Below are 24,452 nucleotides of genomic sequence, written 5' to 3' on the forward strand. Positions count from 1 at the left end.
GCGCGCATGAAGCAGGGACTGTGGCTGGCGATCATGATCGCCGTACTGCTGACGGCGATGGCGCTGAAAGGCGAGTTGGTCCGCCTCCCCGCCCCGGCCGAGACGCCGGCCGCCGACCGGTTCGACGCGAACCGCTCAGCCGCGCGACTGGCGCGCATCCTGGGCGACGAGCGCCCGCATCCGGTAGACAGCGACGCCAATGACGCGGTGCGCGAACGGCTGATCACGGAAATGCGCGCGCTGGGTCTCAGCCCCCGCGTCACCGACGATTTCGCCTGCAACGGCTTCGAACGCAGCCGCGCCATCTCCTGCGCGCGGGTGCGCAACGTCATCGCCACCTTGGGGCCGGCGCAGGGCCCACATCTGCTGCTCTCCGCGCACTATGACGGCACCTTCGCCGGGCCGGGCGCGGCGGACGCGGGGATCGGCGTAGCGGCACTGCTCGAGATCGCCCATCACCTGCGCGGGCAGAGGCTGGCGCGGTCCGTCACCCTGCTCTTCAACGAAGGCGAGGAAATGGGGCTGATCGGTGCCCGTGCCTTCCTGGAGCGCGATCCGCTCGCCGCGCGCGTCGACACGCTGATCAATCTCGAGGCACGCGGCGTCGAGGGCCCCGCGATCATGTTCGAGACCAGCCGGCCCAACGGCGCCGCGATCGCGCTCTACCGCGCCGCCTCGGCACGGCCTGTCGCCAATTCGCTGACCGCCGATCTTTACGGTCTCATTCCCAATTCCACCGACGTGACCGTGTTCGCCGAACGGCCCTGGACGATCCTCAACTTCGCGATCATCGGCAACGAGACGCGCTATCACAGCGCGGGCGACGATCTGGCCGCGTTCGATCGCCGCAGCCTGCGGCATATGGGCGATCAGGCGCTGGCTTTGACCCGGACGATCGCGGCCAGTGCCGCGCCGGCCGAAGCGAGCGGGCAGCGCATCTACATGGACCTGCTTGGCCTTCACCTGATCGAGATGCCGCAGATCGCCGGGCTCGCATTGCTCGGCCTGCTGCTCTTCTTCTTCGCGGTGACGTCATGGCGGCGTCGCGCGATCGGGCGACCGCTGGCAACGCTGGTCGCCGCGCTGGGGGCGGGCCAGATGCTCGCCTGGGCCGGGCAGTTCGCGCTGGGGCTGATCCGCAGCGGAGACTATTGGCGCGCCTGGCCTGTCGCGACGACCACAGCCGTCTATGCCTGCGCCCTTGCCGGCGCGCTGCTGACGCTGCGCTTCATCGCCCGGGACGCCGACACGCGGCAATTGCGCGCCGCCTTCTGGTTCCTCTTCATGGTTCAGGGTGCGGTGCTCGCGGCGGTCGCGCCGGGCGGCACTGTCTTCTTCCTTCTGCCGCCGCTCGTTATGGCGACCGGCATGATGCTGGCGGATCGGCACCGTTTCGCCGAACGGATCGGAGCAATTGCCGCCATCCTGTTGCTTTTCATCACTTTCGGGCCAGCACTCGCCTTGTTCGAAGAGCTGATGAGCAATGGCCCGCATTTCCTGCTGGCGCCGCTCGGGGCGATCATCCTGCTGCCCGCTCTGGTCGAGCTCAAGCCGCTGATCGCGCGCATCCGGCCGGTCTTCGCGGCGGCGGGAGCAAGCGATCTGGCGCTGATCGCCTGGATCGCCGTCGCCTTCGTCCCCGCCTACAGCGCCGATCGCCAGCAGCGCTTTGGGATCGACTATCTATGGGACGCCGATGCGCGCGAAGGCCGCTGGGCGATCAACAATGACGGCGCGCCGGTGCCGTACGATGCGCCCTGGGAACGGCGCAAACTGCCTTTTTCCGACGCGCGGCGCTGGCAGGCCCCCGCGCCGGCGCTTGATGTGCCGGCCCCTCGGGCGACGTTGATCGGCGAAACGCGCGACGGAGAGGCCCGGCGGCTGCGCCTGCGCATCGCTACCAATGGAGCTCCGATCGTCTCGCTGATCACACCGCCCGATTCCGCATTGATTGCCGCCGGCATGCCCGGCTTCCTGCGCCCCTATGGCGAAGGCGCGGCGGACGATCGCTGGGTGCTGCGCTGCGTCGGCAGAAGCTGCGACGGCGCGGAGCTCGATCTGGTCGTGCGCGGCGCGGATCCGATCGAGTTCTTCATCCTCGGCAGCCGGCCCGGCCTGCCCGAGGAGGGCGCGGCGCTCGCCGCCGCCCGGCCGGTTGCCGCCCGTCCCCAATATAGCCCCGATTCAACATTGTCCTTCGCCAGGCTGCGTTTCTAGTGCGCCGCGCAGGCAAATCGGTTAGTGAGGGCTTGTGCCCGATCTGTTCCAGGACGATTCCCCGCCCGAAGCGCCGCCGGCGCCGGTGCCGGACGGCGCCCCGCTCGCCGACCGGCTGCGCCCGCGCGCGCTCGCCGACGTGGTCGGGCAGGAGCATCTGACCGGGCCGGACGGCGCGATCGCCCGACAAGTCGCGGCGGGCAAGCTCGCCTCGATGATCCTGTGGGGGCCGCCCGGCACCGGCAAGACGACGGTCGCCCGGCTGCTCGCCAATGCGGTGGGCATGCGCTTCGTCGCCATCTCCGCCGTCTTCTCGGGCGTCGCGGACTTGAAGAAGGTGTTCGCCGAGGCCAGGGATCATGCGAAGATCAGCAAACAGACCCTTCTTTTCGTTGACGAAATCCACAGATTCAATCGCGCGCAGCAGGACGGATTCCTGCCTTATGTGGAGGACGGCACGGTCGTGCTGGTCGGCGCCACGACGGAGAATCCCAGCTTCGAGCTGAACGCGGCCCTGCTGTCGCGCGCGCAGGTGCTGATCCTCAATCGGCTTGACGGCGCCGCGCTCGGCCAGCTGCTCGACCGGGCCGAAGCGCTGATCGAGCGGCCTTTACCGCTCACCCCCGAGGCACGCGAGGCGCTGGTCGCCACCGCCGACGGCGACGGGCGCTTCCTGCTCAACCAGGCGGAGACTTTGTTCTCGATCGACATCCCCGCGCCGCTCGATCCGGCGGGGCTCGCCGCCCTCCTCCACCGCCGCGTCGCGGTCTACGACAAGGACCGGGAGGGGCATTACAACCTCATATCGGCCCTCCACAAATCGATCCGGGGCTCCGACCCGCAGGCGGCGCTCTACTATCTCGCGCGGATGCTGACGGCGGGCGAGGAGCCGCTCTACGTGCTGCGCCGGCTGACGCGGGCGGCAAGCGAGGATATCGGGCTTGCCGATCCCAATGCGCTCGCCCAGTGCCTCGCCGCCAAGGAGGCCTATGACTTTCTCGGCTCCCCCGAAGGCGAGCTGGCGATCGCGCAGGCCTGTCTCTACCTCGCCACCGCGCCCAAATCGAACGCGGCCTATGCCGCGCAGAAAGCGGCCTGGCGCGCGGCGAGGGAGACGGGATCGCTGATGCCGCCGAAGAACATCCTGAACGCGCCCACGAAGCTGATGAAGCAGATCGGCTATGGCGCGGGCTATCAGTACGATCACGATGCGGACGAAGGCTTTTCCGGCGACAATTACTGGCCGGAGGAGATGGCGCCGCAGACCTTCTACACCCCGACCGACCGCGGTTTCGAGAAGCGCGTGGCCGAACGGATCGCCTATTGGGAGAGCCTGAGACGTGAGAAACAGCCTTAAGTTCGCTGCCTTGGCCCTTCTGATCGCAGTGCCGGCTGCGGCACAGCATCCGGAGACGGCGCTGTACGATCGCGCGCTGGCGGCGGGCTACAAGGCGCAGTTCCTCTGCTCCGGCCTGTGGAACGGCGGCAAGAGCAAAACGCAGATCGAGGCGGACGAGCTGACCGGTATCTATCCGCATATCGCCGGGATCGTCCCGACGCTGACGGCCGAGATCGACGAGGAACGCCATCAGGTGCGCGTGCGCTATGCCGAGGACGCGCCGCCCCGCGTCGCGCAATGGCGCGAGGGGCTGGGCTGCGCGGGCCTGCCGATCGGCGCGGACGCCGCCGCCGCGTCGGGCATCCCCGCCTTGCGCTCCACGACGGGCATGGACCTGTGGGACGGTCGCCCCTGGCCGATGGGCGACGCCGGCGCGATCGCCGAGCTTCCCCGCAATCTGACCCGGATCGAGCGCGTCGCCAGCGAAGCCGTCCTGGGCGACGATTTCGGCGGGCGGACGAGCGGGGTCGTGATCGTCCATGACGGCCGGATCGTCGCCGAGAATTATATGCGGGGCCACGATCTCCACACCTCGCAGCGCACCTGGTCGGTCGCCAAGTCGCTGGCCGGCACCCTGGTCGGCCACGGCGTGCAGCGCGGGCTGATCCGCACGGACGAGGCCGCCGATCTCGCCGCCTGGCGCAGCCCCGGCGATCCGCGCGCGGCAATCACCGTGGACCAGCTGCTGCGCATGGCGAGCGGCCTCACCAGCGACACCGCCGGCAACCGCACCGACGCGGTCTATATGGGCGGCGCCTCGGTCCTAGAGAGCGCCACCCCCTGGCCGCTGCTGTGCCGCCCCGGCACGTGCTATCGCTATGCGAACAACGACACGATGCTGGCGGCGATAGCTCTGATGGAGCGGCTTCCAGCCGACCAGCGTCTCGGCTTCCCGGTCGAATTCTTCCGCCGCATCGGCATGACCCGCACCATCGCCGAGACCGACTGGCGGGGCGATTTCATCCTCTCCAGTCAGGTCTGGACGACGGCGCGCGATCTCGCCCGATTGGGCCTGCTCTATCTCAATGACGGCATGTGGGAGGGCGAGCGGCTGCTCCCCGAAGGCTGGCGCGACTATGTGACGCGCGCGTCCGGCCCGCAGCCGGACGGCGCATTCGGCTATGGCGCCACCTTCTGGCTGATGAGCCGCTCCGAGGGCGTCCCCGCCGACGCCTTCGCCGCCTTCGGCAATCGCGGGCAATATCTGGTGATGATCCCCTCGCGAGACCTGGTCATCGTCCGGCGCGGCTACGACACGGCCGAGAACCGCTTCGACATCGCCGCCTTCACCCGCGCCGTCGTGGCGGCGCTGGGACCCGATTCATGATCCCGGCTGTCCGCACGCGGGGCCTCGTCCCGGCTCTGGCCGTCCTGCTGGCCTTCGCGCCGGCATCCGCGCAGCCCCAGAGCGCGCTGGCGGAATATGAGGAGCTGACCGGCCGGCCGAAGCCCGTCCCCGACATCCCGCCCGCCTTGCGCGAGATCATCACCGAGGCCAGCGCCGAGCGGCTGGTGATTCGCGGCCTCGGCGGCGCGGCCATCCCGGTCGAGATCGACTGGATGGAGCCGCTGCGCTTCGACAGCTTCGGCGACGGCCGCTTCGTCGGCTTCGAATATGGCGGGGTCGAGGAGTTCGGCTACGTCCTCGTCGATCGCGCCGCCGCAGGCGAAGCGGCGATCATCGGGACCGGCCAGATCCCGGCTTTCTCGCCGGACGGACGCTGGTTCGCCGCGGTCGAGATGAGCGGCTCCGGCTGGGGCAATCTGAACGGCGTCGCCCTCTGGGAAGTGCTGCCCGATCGAGCGGCCCGCCGCCTGTTCAGCGACATCTTCCGGATGGAGCAGGATTGGCGGATCGACGGCTGGGCGAGGCCGGATTGCGTCGATTTCAGCAGCGTGGCGGACGATTGGCGGGCTCCCGAAGGCGCCGACTGGGAGGCCGCGCTGCGCGGCGCCCCGCGCCTCCGCTACATGATCGACATGTCTTCCGGCCTGTCGCTGCGCATCGCGGGCGAACGGCCGGGCTGCGCGCCGGAGGAACGGGATGGCTAAGCCCTTCGCCGGCTGGGACGAGGTCGTCGCCTTCGCACTGGCCTTGCCCGACACGGAGCTCGGCACATCCTACGGCAAGCCGGCGGTGAAGCTGCGCGGCAAGGCCTTCATCTATCCCAGCCGAGAACCGGACAGCTTCGGCGTCGCCTCATCGCTGGGCGAGAAGCAGATATTGATGGAGACCGACCCGGACACCTTCTGGGAAACCGACCATTATCGCAACTGGCCGGCGGTGCTGGTCCGTTACGGCAGCGCGGATCGCGAGCGGATCGAGACTGTCATCACCCGCGCCTGGTGGGACCGGGCGACCAAGGCGCAACGGAATGAATATGGCAATGAACGGCCTTAGCCTTTTTGCGGCAACGGCAGTGCTTGCGCTTGCCGATCTCGGCACCACGCAATCCTTTGTTCCGCGCACGCAATATGAGGACCTTGTAGAGCGGCCCAAGCCGATGCCCGAAATCCCTGCGCACCTGCGCTCGATCCTGTCCGCGTCCTCTCCGGACCAATTGCTGGTGCGCGATCTTCATGGCCGCGATATCCCGGTCGATATCGAATGGTATGAGCCGGAGGATTTCGTGCTTCTCCGGGACGGGCGCTATTTGGGTTTCGCGTTACAAGGTTATGAGGGTTTCGGTTATCTGCTGATCGACCGAGCCGCGAACGGAGAAGCGGCGGTGATCGCGACGGGAGAAGCGCCGCTCTTCTCGCCCGACGGCCGCTTTTTCGTGGCGCTACAGCAGTCCGACGCCGGTTGGGGGAATCTGGAAGGAGTCGGGCTGTGGGAGGTGCGCGCCGACATGACCTTCCGGCGCTTCTACAACGGCGCCCTCCCCTACGCCTATGACTGGCGGCTGGACGGCTGGGTGAGGCCGGATTGCGTGGCGCTGAGCGCGGTTCTCGGGGATTGGCGTCCGCCCGACGGCGAGGATTGGGACGTGGCAATCCGGACAGCGCGCCGTGTCCAATACAACCTGCTGGTGGAATCGGAAGGCATTGCGATGGAAATGACGTTCGATGCGCCGCCATGCGTCTCCAACGCAGAGGACGAACCCTGAGCTTCGTCCGCTTCGCCGCGATCGACTGGTCCGGCGCGAAGGGCGGGCGGCACAAGGGCATTGCCGTCGCCATCTGCGAAGCGGGCCAGACCGCGCCAAAGCTCGTCCGTCCAGGCCATGCCTGGTCGCGCGGCGAGGTGCGGGACTGGCTGAGCGATGCGGCGGCGGAAGCGCCGACCCTGTTCGGATTCGATTTCAGCTTCGCCCCGCCGATCGTCGGACGCGGCGCCTATCTGCCCGGCGAGCGCGGCGTGCCGGACGACGCCAAAGCCTTCTGGGCCTATGTCGACGGCCGCTGCGACGACGAGGATCTGGGCGCGGCCAGCTTCCTCGAACGCGCCCACCGCCGCCATTTCTATTTCGGCGCGGCGGACGGGCCGAAGCGCGATTTCCTGCATCACCGGGTCTGCGAGACGATCTTCAACGCGAGCGGCGGCGGCAAGGCCTCGACCGTCTATGACGCGATCGGCGCGGCGCAGGTCGCCAAGGCGAGCTTCGCCGGGATGCGGCTGTTGCACGCTCTGGCGGGGCGCGTTCCCGTCTGGCCGTTCGATCCTCTGCCCGCCCAGGGCAGCCTGATCGTCGAAATCTATACCCGCGCCTTCATCCGCCTCGCGGGCTTGAGCGGCCGCAAGGTCCGCGACCGGGACCAGCTCGACGCGGCGCTGGCCGCGCTCGGCAGCGATCCGGCGCGCCTGGAAGGGCCGTCGTCCGACCATGAAACCGACGTCCTGATCGCCGCCGCCGGCCTGCGCGCCATCGCGTCCGACGCGCGTTACTGGTCGCCGGCCGGTATCACGCCAAAGATCGCGCGCACGGAGGGCTGGACGTTCGGCGTGACTTAGCCCATTTGGGCGCCGGCGCGGCAGCGCCATGCCGGTTTAGCTCAGCTGGTAGAGCAGCGGTTTTGTAAACCGAAGGTCGCGGGTTCGATCCCTGCAACCGGCACCACAATCCTCAGATCAGCCGCATCGGCTTGAAACGGGTCGCTTCGGCGATCGCCTCGCGCTCCTCGATCTCCAGATCGAAGCGCATGGCCAGCGCATCGAGGATCGCGACGACGCTCGCTTCCGGCGTCGAGGCCGCGGCGGTGATGCCGATCTGGCGCGCGCCGTCCAGCAGCGCGAAATCGACCTCTCCGGCCTCGGCGACCAGTTGCACCGTACCGCAGCCGGCGGCGCGCGCGACTTCGGCGAGCCGGCAGGCGTTGGACGAGAAGGGGGCGCCCGCGACGATGATCGCGTCGGCCTCGCCGGCGAGCGCGCGCACCGCCGCCTGGCGGTTGGTCGTCGCGTAACAGATGTCGCTAGCCGGCGGCGCGGCGAGATCGGCGAAGCGCGCTTCGAGCGCCGCGATCACGATGGCCGCCTCGTCCACCGAATAGGTCGTCTGCACCGCATAGGCGGCCGGCACATCGTCGGCGAGGTCGAGCGCCATCGCCGCCTCGGCCGATCCGACCACGCTCGCCGCGCCGTCTGGAAGCTGGCCCAGGGTCCCGGCGATTTCCGGATGGCCCTCATGGCCGATCAGGATGACGTGGCGGCCGGCGGCATGGTGGCGCGTCACTTCGCGATGGACCTTGGCGACCAACGGGCAGACCGCGTCGAACCAGGTGAGCTCCCGCCGATCGGCCTCACGCGCCACACGATCGGGGATGCCGTGCGCCGACATGATGACGACCGCGCCGTCCGGCACCGCGTCCAGCTCCTCGACGAAGACCGCACCCTTCGCCTCCAGATCGCGGACGACGGCGAGATTGTGGACGATCGGGCGGCGGACATAGACGGGCGCGCCATAGCGCTCCAGCGCCGCCTCGACCCCCGCGATCGCCCGGCGCACGCCCGCGCAGAAGCCGCGCGGCGCGGCCAACAGGACGCGCAGCGCGGGTTTCGTGGCCGATCCCTCCACGGGCTCGGCCAGGGACAGTTGCGGCTGGGCCATCATTCCCCCCAGCCCCTCTTATGCCGTCAAAGCTGAGCGAGGGAAAGCGGTTCGCTTGCCTCAGATCAGGTAGCGCAGCCGGACGTTCTGGCGGACGGAGCCCTCCGTCACCTCGAAGCGCACCTCGTCGAAGCGCGGCGGGCCCATGCGGAGGCCGGGGTTGCGGGAAAAACCGAAGCCTTCGCGCGGGATCGCCATGAAGCGGTCGAGCCGGCCGTTCGAATTCTCGTCATGGATCACGGCCAGCGCGTAGCTGCCGGAGGCAGCGCCCTCGATCCGCACATGCGCCGCCTGCGCGGCGGGTATCGAGCGCTTGATCGCCGCCGGATCGCCGTTGCAGTCGGGAAAATGCGCCTGGTTGCGGGTCAGGCAGAGGCGGACGATGCCCTGCATGTTGCGCAGCCCCTCGATATGAATCTCGATCGTCGCACCATCATAGGCCGCCGCCGGCTGGGGCAGCAGCAGCATCGCCGCCAGGATCGGGAAGGCGGAACGTACCCAGCCCCTTGTCGGTACCGCACAGGCGGTCCCAGAAGCGGAAATAGAGACCATAATTGCACCCATAATGCTGATGGTGGCGCTGATGGTGACTGGCGGTGATCAGCCAGTCGCCCGCTCTACTCTCGACGAGCCGGCGAGGGAACATCTCCCAGCCCATATGATTGGTGACGCCCATCACCGTCATCACGGTCAGCACCACGCCGAGCGCGCCGACATGGATCGGGATGGTCAGCACCAGCGCCGGGATCACCACCGCCCCGGTCAGCGCCTCCCAGGGATGGAAGCTCATCGCCGCCCAGGCGGTGGGCGGGCGGCTGGCATGGTGGACGGCATGGGCGACGCGGAACAGCCTGGGCCGATGCATCCAGCGGTGCGTCCAGTAAAACCATGTGTCGTGGAGGAAGAGATAGACGAAGATCGAGGCGGGCAGCCACCAGAGCGGCCAGGCGCTCACATCGGCATAGACCTTCGTCCAGCCATGTTGCTGCCAGCCCCAGGCGAGCAGCCCGGCCGGCGCGCCGTAAATGAAGGCGCTGGCCAGCGACCAGCCGATCTCGCGCCGGATCTGGGGATCGAGCCCGGCATAAAGGCCGGGAAAGCGCGCCCGGGTCAGCAGTGCGAAACCCCCGCTGACGATCAGGTAGCGCACGCCCACGATAAGGGTCATCGCGACGATCGACAGCGAAATGGCGAGGATGAGGCTCACGGTGCGTTCCTTACAACAGCCGGTGGCGATGCGCGACGGCCATCGTTATGAGGGCCGCGTGTCGGGGCGGGAACCATTGATCATCGCGGGCGGCGGGCTTGCCGGGTGCCTGACCGCGCTCGCTTTGGCGAAGCTGCGGCCGGAGGTGCCGTTTCTGCTGGTCGAGCAGGGCGAAAGCTTCGGCGGGAACCATGTCTGGTCCTTCTTCGACGCGGACGTGGCGGCGGGGGATCGCTGGCTGGTCGAGCCGATGATCGCGCGGAGCTGGGACGGCTACGACATAAGCTTCCCCGAACGCCGCCGCACTTTGCCCACCCGCTACAACAGCACGCGCTCCGATCTGCTCGACGCGGCGGTGCGCGAAAGGCTGCGCCCGGACCAGTATCGGCTGGGCGAAACGGCGGATCGGATCGACGTGGACGCGCGCGGCGCGGCCCATCTGGAGGCGCTCGATCTCGGCTGGCAGAAGTTCGTCGGGCGGGAATATCGGATGCGCGCTCCGCACGGCCTGAGCCGTCCGATCGTGATGGACGCTTGCGTCGATCAGGCGGACGGCTATCGCTTCGTCTATTGCCTGCCCTTCACCGAGGACCGACTCCTGATCGAGGACACCTATTACAGCACCGATCCGACGCTGGACCGGGCGGAGCTTGGCGCACGGATCGAGGCCTATGCGGCGGCGCGGGGTTGGCATCCGGCGGCGCTGGAGCATGAGGAAGCGGGTGTGCTCCCCGTCGCGATGGGCGGGGATTTCGACGCCTTCTGGCCGGAAGGCGACAAAGCGGCGCGGATCGGGCTGCGCGGCGGCTTCTTCCATCCGACGACCGGCTATTCGCTGCCCGACGCGGTGCGGATCGCCATGCTGATCGCCCGACAGACGGACTTTTCGACGCTGCCGCGGGTGCTTCGCGCCGAGGCGAAGCGGCTGTGGCGCGCGCGCGGTTTCTATCGCCTGCTCGACAGGATGCTGTTCCGCGCCGCCGAACCCGCCGAGCGCTACAGGATACTCCAGCATTTCTACCGCCTGTCGCCCGATCTGGTGGAGCGTTTCTACGCCGCGCAATCGACGCTGGCGGACAAGGCACGCATCCTCTCCGGCAAGCCGCCCGTGCCGATCGGCCGCGCGCTGAAGGCGCTGACGGCATGACAAAGAGCGTCGCGATCATCGGCGCCGGCTTCGGCGGCCTCGCGCTCGCCATAAGGCTGCAATCGGCCGGCATCGCCACGACCGTGATCGAGGCGCGGGACAAGCCCGGCGGGCGCGCCTATTTCTGGGAGAAGGACGGCCATGTCTTCGACGCGGGGCCGACCGTCATCACCGATCCCGATTGCCTGAAGGAACTCTGGGCGCTCTCCGGCGCGGACATCGCGGCGGACGTGACGCTGGAGCCGGTCACGCCCTTCTACCGCCTCTCCTGGCCGGACGGGACGGTCTTCGACTACAGCAATGACGACGCACTGCTGGAGAAGCAGATCGCCGCGCTCCGGCCCGAGGATGTCCAAGGCTATCGCCGGTTCCTCGATTATTCGGCCGGCGTCTATCGCGAGGGCTATGAGAAATTGGGCGCCGTCCCCTTCCTCGATTTCGCGTCGATGCTGAAGGCGGGGCCGAGCCTGATGCGCTACCAGGCCTGGCGCTCGGTCTATTCGATCGTCTCGGGCCATGTGAAGGACGAGCGGCTGCGCGAGGCCTTGTCGTTCCACACCCTGCTGGTCGGCGGCAATCCGATGACGACCAGTTCGATCTACGCGCTGATCCACAAGCTGGAGCGGGATGGCGGAATCTGGTTCGCCAAGGGCGGTACCAATGCGCTGGTGCGCGGCATGGCGCGGCATTTCGAACGGATCGGCGGCGAAATACGGCTCGGCGATCCGGTGCGGGAAATCCTGACCGACGGCGCGAAGGCGACGGGGGTGCGGACGAAAAGCGGCTGGCACGCCTTGTTCGACGCGGTCGCCTCGAACGGCGACGTGGTGCACAGCTACGATCTGGTAAAGGGCCACAAGAGGGGAGCGACAGCTGCGAAGCGCTTGCGCCGCAAGCGCTTCTCCCCGTCCCTCTTCGTCGTCCATTTCGGCGTGAAGGGCCACTTCCCCGAGGTGAAGCACCACAATATCCTGTTCGGGCCGCGCTATCACGGGCTGCTCGCCGACATCTACCGGAACGGCAAGCTGGCCGCCGATCCTTCCCTCTATATCCATCATCCGACCGCGACCGATCCGGACATGGCGCCGGCGGGCCATTCGACCTTCTACGCGCTCGCCCCGGTGCCCCACCTCGGCAAGCTCGACGTGGACTGGGCGGTGGAAGGGCCGCGTTATCGCGACCGCATCCTGGAGGTGGTGGAGCAGCGGCTGATCCCCGGCCTGCGCGCGAACATCACCACCTCGTTCCACTATACGCCACGGGATTTCGCCCACGATCTCGGCGCGCATCTGGGCTCGGCCTTCAGCCTCGAGCCGCTGCTGACCCAGAGCGCCTGGTTCCGCGTCCACAATCGCGATGACGTCATTCCCAATCTCTATTTCGTCGGCGCCGGCACCCATCCGGGCGCGGGCATTCCCGGCGTGGTGGGGAGCGCCAAGGCAACCGCCGGGCTGATGATCGATGATCTCGGCCGCTGAGAGATCATCTTTGGTGGCGGAAGCCGAGCGGATCATCCGCGCGGGCTCCAAGTCGTTCCGCTTCGCCAGCAACCTGTTCGACCAGGAAACGCGCGAGCGGGCGTGGCTGCTCTATTCGTGGTGCCGCGCCTGCGACGATCTGGCGGACGGCCAGACGCTCGGCCATAGCGCGATCGCGCCGGCCGATCCGGAGCGGCGCATCGCCTATATCCGCGAGACGACCGACCGGGCGCTGGCGGGCGAGACGGTGGGCGTCGCGCCGTTCGACGCGCTGCGGGTGGTGGCGGGCGAATGCGGCATTCCGCGCCGCTACATGGACGATCATCTCGCCGGCTTCGCGCTGGACGCGGAGGGCTGGCGGCCGCGGAGCGAGGACGACCTGCTGCGTTATTGCTACCATGTCGCCGGCGCGGTCGGCTGCATGATGGCGGTGATCATGGGCGTTTCGCCCAATGACGAGGATACGCTGGACCGGGCCAGCGATCTCGGCCTCGCCTTCCAATTGTCCAACATCGCGCGCGACATCGTCGAGGACCATGGCGTCGGGCGGGTCTATATCCCGACGGACTGGGGCAGGGTCGATCCGGCCGACCGCGCCGGGCTGGCCGCGATCGCCGAGCGGATCGGCGCGCTGGTCGAACGCTACGAGGCTTCGGCCCGCGTCGGCGCCGCCCGCCTCCCCTTCCGCGCACGCTGGGCGGTGCTGTCGGCGGCGAACATCTATGGCGGCATCGCCCGCAAGGTGGTGGCGCGTGGGACAAGCGCCTGGGACAGCCGCACCGTGGTCCACAAGCCGGAAAAGCTGCTGCTGGTGATCAACGCCCTCGTCGAATGCGGCGACCGCCCCGAGCCGGTGGACCGCGCGGGGCTATGGACCCGGCCGAGGTGACATCGCCAATCGTCATTGCGAGCGGAGCGAAGCAATCCAGTGCGGCCTCCGAGACCCGCTGGATTGCCGCGTCGCTGCGCTCCTCGCAATGACGATGGGGTTCAGCGCCCCGCCGGCGCCCTGATCCCCGCCCGCGCGCGGCGCTTGAGTTCCGCCTTCAGTGCCTCCGGCGGCGGGGCGTAGAGGAAGCCGAAGCTGACTGTCCCCTCCTTCGTCTCGACCGCATGGTGGAGGCGGTGGGCCTGGACGATGCGCTTCATGTAGTTGGAGCGCGGCACGTAGCGGTGATTGAGGCGCTTGTGGACGATCACGTCGTGGAAGCCGAAATAGATCGCGCCATAGGCCGCGATCCCCGCGCCCATCCAGATCGTCCAGCTTCCCCAGCCCAGATTGACGCCGCCATAGAGCAAGGCGATCGACGGGACGGCGAAGATCACCGCGTAGAGATCGTTCAATTCCCAATTGCCGGTGCGCGGGCGGTGGTGGCTTTCGTGCAGGAACCAGCCGGGGCCGTGCATGATCCAGCGGTGCGCCGCATAGGCGACGGCCTCCATCGCGATCACCGTCGCGAGGAAGACGAATATGCCGAAGAGCCAGTCCATGACGCGCGCCCTATACGCCTTCCGGTCGGGATTCGCGCGCTAATTTCGATGCCGGGGATCGATCGGGGCGCCGTGACGGCACGGCGCCCCTCCTCGCAGGTCAGAAATTGACGGTCGCGCTCAGGCTGAAGCTGCGACCGCGGCGATAGGAATTGATGTCGATCCGGTTGTCGCCGAATAACTGGAACTCCTCATAATCGCGGCCCAGGATGTTGCGTGCCTCCGCCTTGAACTCGACGCGCGAGCGGAACAGCGGCACTTCCTGGCGCAGCACGAAATCGAGCTGGAAACCCGGCCGCTCAATGATGTCGGGCTGCCGCGCCAGACCCTGGATCGGCCCGCGATTGGTGACCCGCTCGCTCGCATAAGAGAGCAGGAAGGTCGCCTGGCTGAGGCTGTCGGTGTCCTCGATGCCGAATTGCAGGTTCGCGACATGATCCGACTGGCCGGTGAGCGGCGCGCCGTCCTGGAACAATAAGTTCGCGGCCACCGGCTGGAGGTTCGGGCCGATGATGATCGTGTCGTCCGCCGTGATGCTCGACTGGGTGTAGGTGTAATTGGCGATCAGCAGCAGGCGGCTGGTGGAGAAGAAATCGCCGCCCAGGCTGTGCAGCGGGAAGAAAGCCTGAACCTCGGCTTCCATACCATAAAGCTCGGCGCTCGGCGCGTTGGCGAAGCCGGTGCGCAGCTGGCCGCCGCCGGCGAAGAAGGCCGCCGCCTCGATCGGATTGTCGATCCTTTTGTAGAAGCCGGCGACCGACAGCCGCTGGTTGGGCCGGAAATAATATTCCCAGCGCCCTTCCAGGTTGAGCAGCTCGCTGTCCACCAGGAACGGGTTGCCGGTGAACTCGCGATCGGATTCGAAATCCTGATAGAGCTGCTGCGCCAATTCGCGGAATTGCGGGCGGGCGATGGTCTTGGAAGCGTGGAGCCGAAGCTGCATGTCGGGCAGGAAGCTCCACGTCAACGTCGCCGCCGGCAGCCAATAACTGTTGGTGAGGCCGGTGCCTGCCAGCGTGCCGCCGATCGGCAGCACATTCTGCTCCGCGTCCTCGTAACGCACGCCGATCGCCGCACGCAACCCGTCGACCGGCTCGATCTCGACCTGGCCGTAGCCGGCATGGACGGTGAGATCGGCTTCATAGGCCGCCGCGCCCTCCGCGCCGGACACGTCGCGCAACTGGATGTCGTAGGTGAAGATATTGAAGTCCGAGAGCAGGTAATCCGGCCGCTGCTGCGCGACGGCCAGCGGCAGCGCGCCGTCCGGGCGGAAATAGCGGAACTGGTAGCGCGACGCGTTGCGCTCAGTGCGCTGATAGGCATAGCCGGCGGCGAGCGTGATCGGCAGCGCGCCGGGCACGCGATAGGCGAAATCGATGCCGCCCGACCACACATCCTCGTTGAGCTCGCTGAACGCGATCGTCGCGAACTGGCCGCCCGAGGACAGGTTGTTGACGTAATCGTCGACGTCGCCGTCGCCTTTCGTCGCGGGATCGCCGTCGCCCAGATAGAAATAGCCGATCGAGCGCTCATAGGGGGATTCGCGCCGCGTATTGGCATAGGCGCCGCGCAGGTCGACGCTGATATCGCCGAAGCGCAACTCGCCGACGAGCTGGCTGTTAAACAGCTGGCGTTCGAACCAGAAGGTGTTCTGCTCGATCAGCGAGGGCGGCAGGTTCGGATCCTGGTCCGCGACGTTGCGGTTCGAACCGGCGCCGAGCCGTCCCTGCTTCAACGTGTCGCGGATGAACAGGTTGGTCCAGCGTAAGCGATGCCGGCCGAAATCGGCGCCGATGCCGAACAGGCCGTTGAGAATGACGCGATTGTCGGTCGTCACGGTGCGGAAATCGGTCTGAGGCGCGCCGGCCAGCTCCGGATCGATCGAGGTCTGCTGGATGGCATCGCGCGTGTGCCAGCTGTTGCTGAGCCCCAGCGAGGCGAGCAGGCCGATCCGGCCGGCGCCCGCGTCGAAGGACGTGCCCGCGCTGATCTCGCCGGAGAAATTGGCGGGAATGTCGCGATTGGTCTGCAAGACGGTGGTCGATGCGTTGGATAGGCTGGCGGCGAATTCGCGGCGCTGCTGCGCCGTCGTGCCGCTGAAATTGCCGCCGACCACGGCGTCCCGCAACGGCGCCGGGAAGCGGCGCGTGCCATCGTCGAAGCCGACCCGGTCGTAATCGCCGCCATAATAGACATAGCCGAGATTGAAGCTCGTCTCGGTATCGCCGCTCACGCCGGCGCCGATCGTCAGGAAGCTTTCGCGCGGCACGGCGGGGGTGGTGAGATTGATGACACCGCCGCCGAACTCGCCGGGAAAATTGGCCGAATAGCTTTTCTGGACGAGCGCGCTGGCGATCACACTGGTCGGGAAGATGTCGAGCGGCACGACCCGGCGCAGCGGTTCGGGGCTGGGCAGCGGCGAACCGTTGAGCAGCGCCGAGGAATAGCGATCGCCCAAGCCGCGCACGAAGACGAAGCCGTTGCCGACCACGCTGAGACCGGTGACGCGCGACAGCGCGCCCGCGATGTCGCCCTCGCCGGTGCGGGCGATGTCCTCGTTCGACAGCAGGGCGACCACCTGGGGCGCCTGGCGCACGATGTTGCGCTGGCGCGTACCGGTGATGACGATGTCCGGACCGGAATAAGCGGCGCCGGGCACGGACACCTCGATCTCGGGTTCGTCCTGTGTTGCATCCGGCTCGGCACTTTGCGCGAGGGCGGCGGGCGCAACAAGCGCGCTGGTGAGGAGCAGCCCTCCGAAGATGATCGACTTTCGCATTGGGTTACCCCCGTATCTGACAAACACGAAGGGGGCGGCGGTCGCGGCCGCCGCCCCACTGAGCGTGGCGCGGCGATCAGCTCGTCGGGATGGCGGTGCACGAGCCGCTGGTGGCGCCGAAATTGGCGTAGCCCGAATTGCAGGCCCAGCCGGCATACCAGGTGTCCGCAGCGTCCCTGACCGCGCCGATATAGCTGACGCTGGTCAGCCGGTTCGGCGCGGCCGAGTTAGGCTGGCCGGCGCCGGCATAGGGGTCGTCGTTGAACGGCGTCGGATCGGTCGCCGTCACCGCCGTCTCGTTCGGCCCGTTCACGAACAGATTGGCGAGCGAGGAGGTGAAGGCGGAGTTGTTGTTGTTCGTACCCGAGCCGAAGATCGCCGCGACCTCCGCGACCGTCACGTTGCCGTCGTCGCGGAACGCCGTCGGACAGCTCAGCACGACCGAGCGGAACACCGGCGCGCCATTGTCCTGCAGACCGGCATCGGCGGCGCGAATGGTCGTGCCGCCCGTCGCGTCGATATCGATGCAGGCCTGCGGGCCGACGACGATGCTGTTCAGCAGTGCATAATCGGTACCGCCGCGCAGCAGGATGGCATTGCCGCCCTGGGTGGTGCCGCGCTGGATGAAGGTGGCGTTGGAGACGCGGGTATATTGCCTGGGCAGCGCGTCTTCGTTGCCGTTCGAATCCGCCTCGATCATCGAGTCGCCGTTCGACGAGTCGCGATGCGCGGCGATCACGAACTGGATCGTGCCGCGATAACCGAGATCGGTGTCGAGCGAATCGTCGTCGGCGCCGGTCACGATCAGATATTTCACATTGTGGCGACCGCCGAAGAATTCGACGCCGTCGTCCGAACTGTTGTGGACCTGGATATGATCCAGGGTGGTGAGCTGGCCGACGCCGCCGGTGGTGAGGCCCTGCAGCTCGTTGCCCGGCGCGATCGAGAAGCCGGAATAGCGGATTTGCACATATTGCAGCGTACCGCTGTTGTCGTTGGGCGAGGCGCCGCCGTAGAAGGAGCCGGTCGTGCCCTCGATCACGTTCTGGCAGTTCACCGAGCCGCCCGGAACGGCGGTGTTGCAATCGCTGATCGGCGCGCGGCCGAGCAGGATGATGCCGCCCCACAGGCCTTGGCTGCTGTCCGTCACCGTGCCTTCCAGATTGGCGCGGGCGGTAAAGATGATCGGGCTGGTCGGCGTGCCCACCGCCTGGATGCGCGAGCCGCGATTGACCACCAGATAGTCGTTGCCCGACGAGCCGAACAGCACGGCGCCGGCCTGGACGGTGAGCGTCACCGACTGTCCGCCCGCGGCGGCGCCATCGCCGCCGACATCGGTGCCGACGTTGACCGGACCGACGAGCGCGTAGGCGACGCCGGGCACGTTCTGGATGACCGTGTCCTGGGTGAAGCGGCTGGGAAGCTGGCAGGAGCGGCGCGAGCCGATCACGCCGCCATCCGTGGTGCCTGTCGGGCAACTCGCGGCGGGCTGACCCGGCTGCGGGTTAGGATTCGGATTTGGATTCGGGTTGCCGGTGGGCGGCGGAACGACGATGACCCCTTCGCCCGGCGAGGCGATATCGTCGGCGCCGCAAGCGGCGAGCGGAACCAGGGCGCTGGCGAGCAGCAGGGCACGAAGCTTGGACATGGTGACAACCCCCTTGTGAATATGCGCAGGCGACTCGCGGGAACGGGTCGTCCTCGGGGGCGAGCTAGGCGGCGATTGTGATGCTTCGATTACACGTCAGACAAAATAACCCGTTTTATCTCAAGTAATTAAACTGAAATATCCCGATCACGATTCAGGCACGCAATTGCAATCCAATCGTCATGTCAGCGGGGCGGCGAAAGGCGCAGGGGCCGACCGCCCCGCTCGATCTCGAACTCGGTGCGATCGGAATTGGCCAGCATCCAGGCCAGCTCCGCCACCCTTTCCTCGTCGAGCCGGCTGCCGTTGACGCTGAGGATCACGTCGCCGGGCCGGATGCCCGCCGCCGCCAGTGCGGGCAGCGCCGCGCCGGCGCGGACTTCATGCCCGACGACACGGCCATCGACGCGATGCGGCGCGAGGCCCAGGCGATAGCGCAAGGTGTCATCTTGCTCGGCGGACGCCACCGGGGCCGAGGGTACGGCTGAGGCGGAGGCGCCGGTGAAATCGAGGCGGAGGTCGCCTGTTGCCGAGCGCAGCAACGCATGGTCGACGCGCATCTGCACCAGCGTGAGGCCCGGCAGCACGTCGCGGCCGATCGCCACCAGCCGCTGGCGCCCGTCCGCGCCGGATATGATCGCGCCCGCGCCCGTCACGCCGTGCAGGCGCAACCCGTCCGGCGATGCAGCCGGCACGGGCGCTGCTGGTGCTTCGGCTGGAAGCGCAGGAGCAGGCGCAGAAGTGGGAGGAAGCATGGGGGGTGCGTCATCACCGCCTCGCAATTGATAGCCGGCGATCAACAACAGCAGGACAGCGACGCCGCCGAGCGCCGATAGCCGTCGCTCAATGCGCATCATTGTCGAGCGCATAGCCGGCCGAGCGCACCGTGCGGATCAGCTCGGGCCGCCCTTCCACGCTGATCGCCTGGCGCAGGCGGCGGATATGGACATCGACGGTGCGCAGCTCGATGTCACGGTCGCGTCCCCACACGGCGTCGAGCAGCCGCTCGCGCGAGAAAACCCGGGCGGGATGCTCCAGGAAATATTTCAGCAGGCGGAATTCGGTCGGTCCCAGCGCGATGTTGCGCCCCGCCCGGCGCACGCGATGGCGCGCCACGTCCATCTCCAGATCGCCCAGGCGAAGCTGCTCCCCCGCCAGAGCGGGGCGGACCCGGCGCAGCACGGCGCGCACCCGCGCGATCAGCTCGCGCGGGCTGAACGGCTTGGCGACATAATCGTCAGCGCCGCTCTCCAGCCCGTGCACGCGATCCGTCTCCTCGCCCCGGCCGGTGAGCATGATGATCGGCACCTCGGCGGTGCCCGGCGCGCGGCGCAGGCGACGGCAGACCTCGATGCCGGACGTGCCCTCGATCATCCAGTCGAGCAGGACGATATCCGGCGTGGCTGCCATCGCCATTTCCAGCGCCTCGTCGCCGTCCGGCGTATGCAGGACGTCGAAATCCTCACGCCGGAAATGCCATTGCAGCAGATCGGCCAGCGCGGCATCGTCCTCGACCAGCAACAGGCGCGGCTTCATCCCTGCCTCCTCAAGCGAAACGGCGTCGAGGCTCCGGGCTAACCGGCTTGCGCGCCAGTTCGGTGACAGCGGGATGACAGTTCGGTGACGATCCGCCCCCGGCTTGACGTGCAAAATGCGCGCGATAGTTTAGCAGTAAAGCAATTCGGGAGGCCGTGATGCGGATCGCGTGCCTGGGCGGGGGTCCGGCCGGGCTGTATTTCGCGATTTCGATGAAGCTGCGCGACGCGCGGCACGACGTGCATGTGTTCGAGCGCAATCGGCCCGACGACACGTTCGGCTGGGGCGTCGTCTTCTCAGATCAGACGGTCGAAAATCTGATGGCGAACGATCCCGTGTCGGGCGAAGTCATCGCCGGCGAGTTCGCGCATTGGGACGATATCGACGTCCACATCCATGGCCAGACGATCCGCTCGTCAGGCCATGGTTTCATCGGCATCGGCCGCAAAAGGCTGCTCAACATTTTGCAGAACCGCGCGCGCGAACTGGGCGTGGACCTGCATTTCGAGCATGAGGCGAGCGCCGATCTGGCCGATTGGACCGATTACGACCTGGTGATCGCCGCCGACGGCGCCAACAGCCGCACCCGCGACCGTTACGAGCCGCATTTCGGCGTCGATATCCAGGTGAAGCGCAACAAGTTCTTCTGGTTCGGCACCGCCAAGACGTTCGACGCCTTCACCTTCGCCTTCGAGAAGACCGAGGCCGGCTGGGTCTGGGCGCACGCCTATCGCTTCGACGACGATCTTTCGACCTTCATCGTCGAAATGGACCCGGAAACCTGGACGGAGCTCGGTCTCGACCGGATGAGTCAGGCGGAAGCGATCGCCTTGTGCGAAAGCATCTTCGCCAAATATCTGGACGGCAACGCGCTGGTGTCCAACGCCACGCACCTGCCGGGGCCGCAGGCATGGCTGAACTTCCGCCGGATCGTCTGCGACACCTGGCATCACGAGAACCTGATCCTGCTCGGCGACGCGGCGCACACCGCCCATTTCTCGATCGGGTCGGGGACGAAGCTGGCGCTGGAGGACGCGATCAAGCTCGCCGAGGTGCTGAACCGGTCGGGCCTGGACCGCGAAGCTGCGCTCGCCGAATATCAGGCGGAGCGCAATCTGGAGGTGCTGAAGCTCCAGAACAGCGCGCGCAATTCGACCGAATGGTTCGAGACGCTGGACCGCTATCTCCATTTCGAGCCGATCCAGTTCGCCTATTCGCTGCTCACCCGATCACAGCGCGTCAGCCACGAGAATCTGCGGCTGCGCGACAGGGACTGGCTGGAGGGCGTAGAGCGCTGGTTCCAGTCCAAGGCTGCGGGCCATGACGTGAACGAGGCCGCGCCGCCGATGTTCGCGCCGTTCCGGCTGCGCGGGATGGAGGTGGCCAACCGCGTCGTCGTCTCGCCGATGGCGACCTATTCGGCGGGGGACGGTCTGCCGAACGATTTCCACCTCGTCCATTACGGCGCGCGGGCGCAGGGCGGCGCGGGGCTGCTCTATACCGAGATGACCTGCGTCTCGCCCGAGGGACGGATCACGCCGGGCTGTCCGGGCATCTACAGCGACGGACAGGTCGCCGCGTGGCGCCGGATCGTCGATTTCGTCCATGCCAATTCCCAAGCGAAATTCTGCCTCCAGCTCGGCCATTCGGGGCCGAAGGGATCAACCAAGGTCGGCTGGGAAGGCTATGACGTGCCGCTGGAGAGCGGCAATTGGCCGATCATGGCGGCATCCGACATACCGTGGAGCGCCGGCAATCAGGCGCCGCGACCGATGACCCGTGCCGACATGGATGCAGTGCGCGACCAGTTCGTCGCCGCGACGAAGCGCGGTCTCGAGGCGGGCTTCGACATGATCGAGCTGCACGCCGCGCACGGCTATCTGCTCTCCAGCTTCATCACGCCGCTGATGAACAAACGGGCGGACGATTACGGCGGGAGCCTGGAAAACCGGCTGCGTTTCCCGCTCGAGGTGTTTCGCGCGATGCGCGCCGCCTGGCCGGCGGACCGGCCGATATCGGTGCGCATTTCGGCGAACGACTGGATGGGCGATGCCGGCGTGACACCGGACGAGGCGGTGGCGATCGGCCGCGCCTTCGCCGAAGCCGGCGCGGACCTGATCGACGTCTCCGCCGGCCAGACCTGGGCGGATTGCCAGCCGGTCTATGGCCGCATGTTCCAGACGCCGTTCGCCGATCAGGTACGCAACGAAGGACGGCTCACCACCATGGCGGTCGGCAATATCTACGAGCCCGATCATGTGAACTCGATCCTCGCCGCCGGCCGCGCCGATCTGGTCGCGCTCGCCCGGCCGCATCTGGTCGATCCGATGTGGACGCTGCGCGCGGCGGCAGGACAGGATTATCGCGGCGTCGCCGTGCCCCCGCCCTATCTGGGCGGCATGGCGCAGCTCGCCCGCAATCTCCAACGCGAAGCGGAGCTGAAGGCATGAGACTCACCGGGCATCATGCACTCGTCACCGGCGGCGGCACCGGTATCGGCGCCGCCATCGCCCGCGCGCTGGCGGCGGAGGGCGCGAAGCTGACGCTGGTCGGACGGCGGCGCGAGAAGCTGGAGGAGGTGGCGGCGAACATCGCGGGCACATTGGTCGCCCCGGCCGACGTGACCGCGCCCGATCAGGTCGAAAGGACTTTCGCGCTGGCCCGGGAAGCGCAAGGGCCGATCACCATCCTCGTCAACAATGCCGGTGCGGCGGCGAGCGCGCCCTTTCGGAAGGTGAGCGCGGAGGATTGGCGCGCGGCGATGGCGGTCAATCTCGATGCCCTGTTTCACTGCTGCCAGGTGGCCTTGCCCGATCTCACCGCCGCCGCAGCCGGGCGGATCGTCACCATCGCCTCCACTGCGGGCCTGAAGGGCTATGCCTATGCCGCGCCCTATGTCGCGGCGAAGCATGGCGCGGTCGGCCTCACCCGCGCGCTGGCCGCCGAGTTCGAAGGATCGGGCCTGACCGCCAACGCCGTCTGCCCCGGCTTCACCGACACAGAGCTGGTCGCCCGGGCGCTCGCCAACATCCGCGCCAAAACCGGTCGCGATGAAGAGGCGGCGCGAGAGGAATTGGCCCGGATGAACCCGTCGGGCCGTCTGATCGCACCGGCCGAGATCGCCGATGCGGTCGTCGCACTCTGCCTGTCGGGGCGCAATGGCGAGATCGTGGAGGTCGCATGAAGCATGTCGCGCCCATTGCCGAGAAGCATGACGGCAAGCTCGGCGACCGCGCCAATGTGCGCGTGTGGCTGCGCCTCCTCTCCTGCACGATGGCGATCGAGAAGGAAGTGCAGCGCCGCTTCGCCGAGCGCGGCATGACCCTGCCGCGCTTCGACGTGCTCGCCGCATTGGACCGGCAGCGCGAGGGGATGACGATGGGCGCGCTGTCCAGGGCGCTGCTCGTCTCCAACGGCAATGTAACGCAGCTCACCCAGAAGCTGAAGCGCGACGGCCTGATCGAGGTCACCCCCCTGCCCTCCGACCGGCGCACCCAGATCGTGCGGATGACCGACGAGGGCAGGCAGCAATTCCACAAGCTCGCCCGCGCCCATAACGACTGGATCGACCAGATGCTCGGCGATCTCGATTTCACCCAGCGCGAGCGGCTCTATGTCGCGCTCGGCACGATGAAGCTGTCGATCGCCCGCGCCTCGCAAAGGAAAGCCAGATGAACCCCGCCAGCTTCGCCCCAGCCCATTTCAAATGGGACTATGCGGACGGCGTCGCGACCGTGACGCTGAACCGGCCGGAGCGGAAGAATCCGCTGACGTTCGACTCCTATGCGGAGCTGCGCGATACTTTCCGGGTTCTGGTCTATGCGCGGGAGGTGAAAGCGGTCGTTGTCACCGGCGCGGGCGGCAATTTCAGCTCCGGCGGCGACGTCCACGAGATCATCGGCCCGCTGACCCAAATGGCGATGCCGGAGCTGATGGATTTCACCCGGATGACCGGCGATCTGGTCAAGGCGATGCGCGGCTGCCCGCAGCCGATCGTCGCCGCGATCGACGGGGTCTGCGCGGGCGCGGGCGCGATCGTGGCGATGGCGTCCGACATAAGGATCGCGACGCCGGAGACGAAGGTGGGTTTCCTGTTCACCCGCGTCGGGCTGGCCGGCTGCGACATGGGCGCCTGCGCGATCCTGCCGCGGATCATCGGCCAGGGGCGCGCGTCGGAATTGCTTTTCACCGGCCGGATGATGGGCGCCGAGGAAGGCGAACGCTGGGGCTTCCACAACCGTCTCGTGCCCGCCGATGCGCTCATGGCGGAAGCGCAAGCGCTGGCCCAGAACCTCGCGGCGGGCCCGAATTTCGCGCATGGCATGACCAAGACGCAGCTCAATACCGAATGGGCGGTCAGCCTGGAGACGGCGATCGAGATGGAGGCGCAGGCCCAGGCGATCTGCATGGCCACTCAGGACTTCCGCCGCGCCTTCGAAGCCTTCGCGGCGAAGACAAAGCCGGAGTTTCAGGGTGATTAGAGGCGAGAAATCTCCCCT

At 67.6% G+C, this 24,452-nt stretch carries 22 protein-coding genes and 1 tRNA gene; 15 read left to right on the top strand and 8 right to left on the bottom strand.

Features of this window, described 5'->3' with window-relative positions:
* The first annotated feature begins 6 nt into the window (after nucleotides 1–6).
* The 8 genes from KF780_11405 to KF780_11440 all read left to right on the top strand — a co-directional run bounded on the left by KF780_11405 (nucleotide 7) and on the right by KF780_11440 (nucleotide 7,677).
* Nucleotides 7–2,217 (top strand): M20/M25/M40 family metallo-hydrolase, encoded by a 2,211-nt coding sequence (locus KF780_11405; protein ID MBX3562404.1) that lies wholly within the window; start codon nucleotides 7–9, stop codon nucleotides 2,215–2,217.
* Nucleotides 2,218–2,251: 34 nt separating this feature from the next.
* A complete protein-coding gene (locus KF780_11410; protein ID MBX3562405.1) occupies nucleotides 2,252–3,574 on the top strand; it encodes a replication-associated recombination protein A in 1,323 nt (440 codons plus the stop codon).
* Nucleotides 3,558–4,943, top strand: a complete 1,386-nt coding sequence (locus tag KF780_11415; GenBank protein ID MBX3562406.1) for a serine hydrolase — start codon at nucleotides 3,558–3,560, stop codon at nucleotides 4,941–4,943. Before KF780_11410 ends, KF780_11415 begins: the two co-directional genes overlap by 17 nt.
* The gene (locus KF780_11420; GenBank protein ID MBX3562407.1) at nucleotides 4,940–5,668 is read left to right on the top strand and encodes a hypothetical protein; all 729 of its coding nucleotides are present in this window, start codon (nucleotides 4,940–4,942) and stop codon (nucleotides 5,666–5,668) included. Before KF780_11415 ends, KF780_11420 begins: the two co-directional genes overlap by 4 nt.
* Complete coding sequence (locus KF780_11425) at nucleotides 5,661–6,017, top strand: MmcQ/YjbR family DNA-binding protein (protein MBX3562408.1); 357 nt, start codon at nucleotides 5,661–5,663, stop codon at nucleotides 6,015–6,017. The genes KF780_11420 and KF780_11425 overlap by 8 nt, the downstream gene beginning before the upstream one ends.
* A complete protein-coding gene (locus KF780_11430; GenBank protein ID MBX3562409.1) occupies nucleotides 6,004–6,726 on the top strand; it encodes a hypothetical protein in 723 nt (240 codons plus the stop codon). The genes KF780_11425 and KF780_11430 overlap by 14 nt, the downstream gene beginning before the upstream one ends.
* Nucleotides 6,696–7,571: a hypothetical protein gene (locus KF780_11435; protein MBX3562410.1), complete on the top strand. Its 876-nt coding sequence runs from the start codon at nucleotides 6,696–6,698 to the stop codon at nucleotides 7,569–7,571. The genes KF780_11430 and KF780_11435 overlap by 31 nt, the downstream gene beginning before the upstream one ends.
* Before the next feature lie 30 nt (nucleotides 7,572–7,601).
* Nucleotides 7,602–7,677 (top strand) — tRNA-Thr (locus KF780_11440).
* Nucleotides 7,678–7,683: 6 nt separating this feature from the next.
* On the opposite strand, the gene ispH is transcribed toward KF780_11440, so the two are convergent.
* The 3 genes from ispH to KF780_11455 are packed head-to-tail and all read right to left on the bottom strand — an operon-like array spanning nucleotide 7,684 to nucleotide 9,835.
* A complete protein-coding gene (ispH, locus tag KF780_11445; GenBank protein MBX3562411.1) occupies nucleotides 7,684–8,667 on the bottom strand; it encodes a 4-hydroxy-3-methylbut-2-enyl diphosphate reductase in 984 nt (327 codons plus the stop codon).
* A 60-nt stretch (nucleotides 8,668–8,727) separates the two neighbouring features.
* Nucleotides 8,728–9,135 (bottom strand): DUF2141 domain-containing protein, encoded by a 408-nt coding sequence (locus KF780_11450; GenBank protein ID MBX3562412.1) that lies wholly within the window; start codon nucleotides 9,133–9,135, stop codon nucleotides 8,728–8,730.
* Nucleotides 9,101–9,835, bottom strand: a complete 735-nt coding sequence (locus tag KF780_11455) for a sterol desaturase family protein (GenBank protein ID MBX3562413.1) — start codon at nucleotides 9,833–9,835, stop codon at nucleotides 9,101–9,103. The genes KF780_11450 and KF780_11455 overlap by 35 nt, the downstream gene beginning before the upstream one ends.
* A 67-nt stretch (nucleotides 9,836–9,902) precedes the next feature.
* Here KF780_11455 and crtY point away from each other — a divergent pair, with 67 nt between their 5' ends.
* From crtY to KF780_11470, 3 genes are read left to right on the top strand one after another with little or no spacing between them, the layout of a single operon-like run.
* A complete protein-coding gene (gene crtY, locus KF780_11460) occupies nucleotides 9,903–11,021 on the top strand; it encodes a lycopene beta-cyclase CrtY (GenBank protein ID MBX3562414.1) in 1,119 nt (372 codons plus the stop codon).
* A complete protein-coding gene (locus tag KF780_11465; protein MBX3562415.1) occupies nucleotides 11,018–12,499 on the top strand; it encodes a phytoene desaturase in 1,482 nt (493 codons plus the stop codon). Before crtY ends, KF780_11465 begins: the two co-directional genes overlap by 4 nt.
* Nucleotides 12,483–13,388 carry a phytoene/squalene synthase family protein gene (locus tag KF780_11470; protein MBX3562416.1) on the top strand — a complete coding sequence of 302 codons (906 nt, stop codon included), beginning with the start codon at nucleotides 12,483–12,485 and terminating at the stop codon, nucleotides 13,386–13,388. The genes KF780_11465 and KF780_11470 overlap by 17 nt, the downstream gene beginning before the upstream one ends.
* A gap of 101 nt (nucleotides 13,389–13,489) precedes the next feature.
* On the opposite strand, the gene KF780_11475 is transcribed toward KF780_11470, so the two are convergent.
* From KF780_11475 to phoB, 5 genes are all read right to left on the bottom strand, one after another.
* Nucleotides 13,490–13,990, bottom strand: a complete 501-nt coding sequence (locus KF780_11475) for a sterol desaturase family protein (protein ID MBX3562417.1) — start codon at nucleotides 13,988–13,990, stop codon at nucleotides 13,490–13,492.
* A gap of 100 nt (nucleotides 13,991–14,090) precedes the next feature.
* Nucleotides 14,091–16,769 carry a TonB-dependent receptor gene (locus KF780_11480; GenBank protein MBX3562418.1) on the bottom strand — a complete coding sequence of 893 codons (2,679 nt, stop codon included), beginning with the start codon at nucleotides 16,767–16,769 and terminating at the stop codon, nucleotides 14,091–14,093.
* 76 nt (nucleotides 16,770–16,845) lie between these two features.
* Nucleotides 16,846–18,417 carry a hypothetical protein gene (locus KF780_11485; protein MBX3562419.1) on the bottom strand — a complete coding sequence of 524 codons (1,572 nt, stop codon included), beginning with the start codon at nucleotides 18,415–18,417 and terminating at the stop codon, nucleotides 16,846–16,848.
* A 185-nt stretch (nucleotides 18,418–18,602) separates the two neighbouring features.
* Nucleotides 18,603–19,112, bottom strand: a complete 510-nt coding sequence (locus KF780_11490) for a hypothetical protein (protein ID MBX3562420.1) — start codon at nucleotides 19,110–19,112, stop codon at nucleotides 18,603–18,605.
* A 148-nt stretch (nucleotides 19,113–19,260) separates the two neighbouring features.
* Nucleotides 19,261–19,953, bottom strand: a complete 693-nt coding sequence (gene phoB / locus KF780_11495; protein ID MBX3562421.1) for a phosphate regulon transcriptional regulator PhoB — start codon at nucleotides 19,951–19,953, stop codon at nucleotides 19,261–19,263.
* Nucleotides 19,954–20,111: 158 nt separating this feature from the next.
* On the opposite strand from phoB, the gene KF780_11500 reads away from it, so the two are divergent.
* Genes KF780_11500 through KF780_11515 form a run of 4 tightly spaced genes read left to right on the top strand, consistent with a single transcriptional unit; the run spans nucleotide 20,112 to nucleotide 24,434 of the window.
* On the top strand, nucleotides 20,112–22,403 hold the full coding sequence (locus KF780_11500) for a bifunctional salicylyl-CoA 5-hydroxylase/oxidoreductase (protein ID MBX3562422.1): 2,292 nt from the start codon (nucleotides 20,112–20,114) through the stop codon (nucleotides 22,401–22,403).
* Complete coding sequence (locus KF780_11505) at nucleotides 22,400–23,137, top strand: SDR family oxidoreductase (protein ID MBX3562423.1); 738 nt, start codon at nucleotides 22,400–22,402, stop codon at nucleotides 23,135–23,137. The genes KF780_11500 and KF780_11505 overlap by 4 nt, the downstream gene beginning before the upstream one ends.
* Complete coding sequence (locus KF780_11510) at nucleotides 23,134–23,628, top strand: MarR family transcriptional regulator (protein MBX3562424.1); 495 nt, start codon at nucleotides 23,134–23,136, stop codon at nucleotides 23,626–23,628. Before KF780_11505 ends, KF780_11510 begins: the two co-directional genes overlap by 4 nt.
* A complete protein-coding gene (locus KF780_11515) occupies nucleotides 23,625–24,434 on the top strand; it encodes an enoyl-CoA hydratase family protein (GenBank protein MBX3562425.1) in 810 nt (269 codons plus the stop codon). Before KF780_11510 ends, KF780_11515 begins: the two co-directional genes overlap by 4 nt.
* Nucleotides 24,435–24,452 lie beyond the last annotated feature (18 nt).

The sequence above is a fragment of the Sphingomonas sp. genome (genome assembly GCA_019635535.1).
Classification (GTDB): domain Bacteria; phylum Pseudomonadota; class Alphaproteobacteria; order Sphingomonadales; family Sphingomonadaceae; genus Allosphingosinicella.

Excerpts from the sequence above, each read along its gene's own strand:
- KF780_11485 (MBX3562419.1), bottom strand. The coding sequence starts at position 18,417 with ATGTCCAAGCTTCGTGCCCTGCTGCTCGCCAGCGCCCTGGTTCCGCTC.
- KF780_11450 (MBX3562412.1), bottom strand. The coding sequence starts at position 9,135 with ATGCTGCTGCTGCCCCAGCCGGCGGCGGCCTATGATGGTGCGACGATC.
- KF780_11515 (MBX3562425.1), top strand. The coding sequence starts at position 23,625 with ATGAACCCCGCCAGCTTCGCCCCAGCCCATTTCAAATGGGACTATGCG.
- KF780_11465 (MBX3562415.1), top strand. The coding sequence starts at position 11,018 with ATGACAAAGAGCGTCGCGATCATCGGCGCCGGCTTCGGCGGCCTCGCG.
- KF780_11480 (MBX3562418.1), bottom strand. The coding sequence starts at position 16,769 with ATGCGAAAGTCGATCATCTTCGGAGGGCTGCTCCTCACCAGCGCGCTT.
- ispH (MBX3562411.1), bottom strand. The coding sequence starts at position 8,667 with ATGGCCCAGCCGCAACTGTCCCTGGCCGAGCCCGTGGAGGGATCGGCC.
- KF780_11430 (MBX3562409.1), top strand. The coding sequence starts at position 6,004 with ATGAACGGCCTTAGCCTTTTTGCGGCAACGGCAGTGCTTGCGCTTGCC.
- phoB (MBX3562421.1), bottom strand. The coding sequence starts at position 19,953 with ATGAAGCCGCGCCTGTTGCTGGTCGAGGACGATGCCGCGCTGGCCGAT.
- KF780_11475 (MBX3562417.1), bottom strand. The coding sequence starts at position 13,990 with ATGGACTGGCTCTTCGGCATATTCGTCTTCCTCGCGACGGTGATCGCG.
- KF780_11420 (MBX3562407.1), top strand. The coding sequence starts at position 4,940 with ATGATCCCGGCTGTCCGCACGCGGGGCCTCGTCCCGGCTCTGGCCGTC.
- KF780_11510 (MBX3562424.1), top strand. The coding sequence starts at position 23,134 with ATGAAGCATGTCGCGCCCATTGCCGAGAAGCATGACGGCAAGCTCGGC.
- KF780_11435 (MBX3562410.1), top strand. The coding sequence starts at position 6,696 with ATGCGTCTCCAACGCAGAGGACGAACCCTGAGCTTCGTCCGCTTCGCC.
- crtY (MBX3562414.1), top strand. The coding sequence starts at position 9,903 with ATGCGCGACGGCCATCGTTATGAGGGCCGCGTGTCGGGGCGGGAACCA.
- KF780_11505 (MBX3562423.1), top strand. The coding sequence starts at position 22,400 with ATGAGACTCACCGGGCATCATGCACTCGTCACCGGCGGCGGCACCGGT.
- KF780_11470 (MBX3562416.1), top strand. The coding sequence starts at position 12,483 with ATGATCTCGGCCGCTGAGAGATCATCTTTGGTGGCGGAAGCCGAGCGG.
- KF780_11500 (MBX3562422.1), top strand. The coding sequence starts at position 20,112 with ATGCGGATCGCGTGCCTGGGCGGGGGTCCGGCCGGGCTGTATTTCGCG.
- KF780_11425 (MBX3562408.1), top strand. The coding sequence starts at position 5,661 with ATGGCTAAGCCCTTCGCCGGCTGGGACGAGGTCGTCGCCTTCGCACTG.
- KF780_11455 (MBX3562413.1), bottom strand. The coding sequence starts at position 9,835 with ATGACCCTTATCGTGGGCGTGCGCTACCTGATCGTCAGCGGGGGTTTC.
- KF780_11405 (MBX3562404.1), top strand. The coding sequence starts at position 7 with ATGAAGCAGGGACTGTGGCTGGCGATCATGATCGCCGTACTGCTGACG.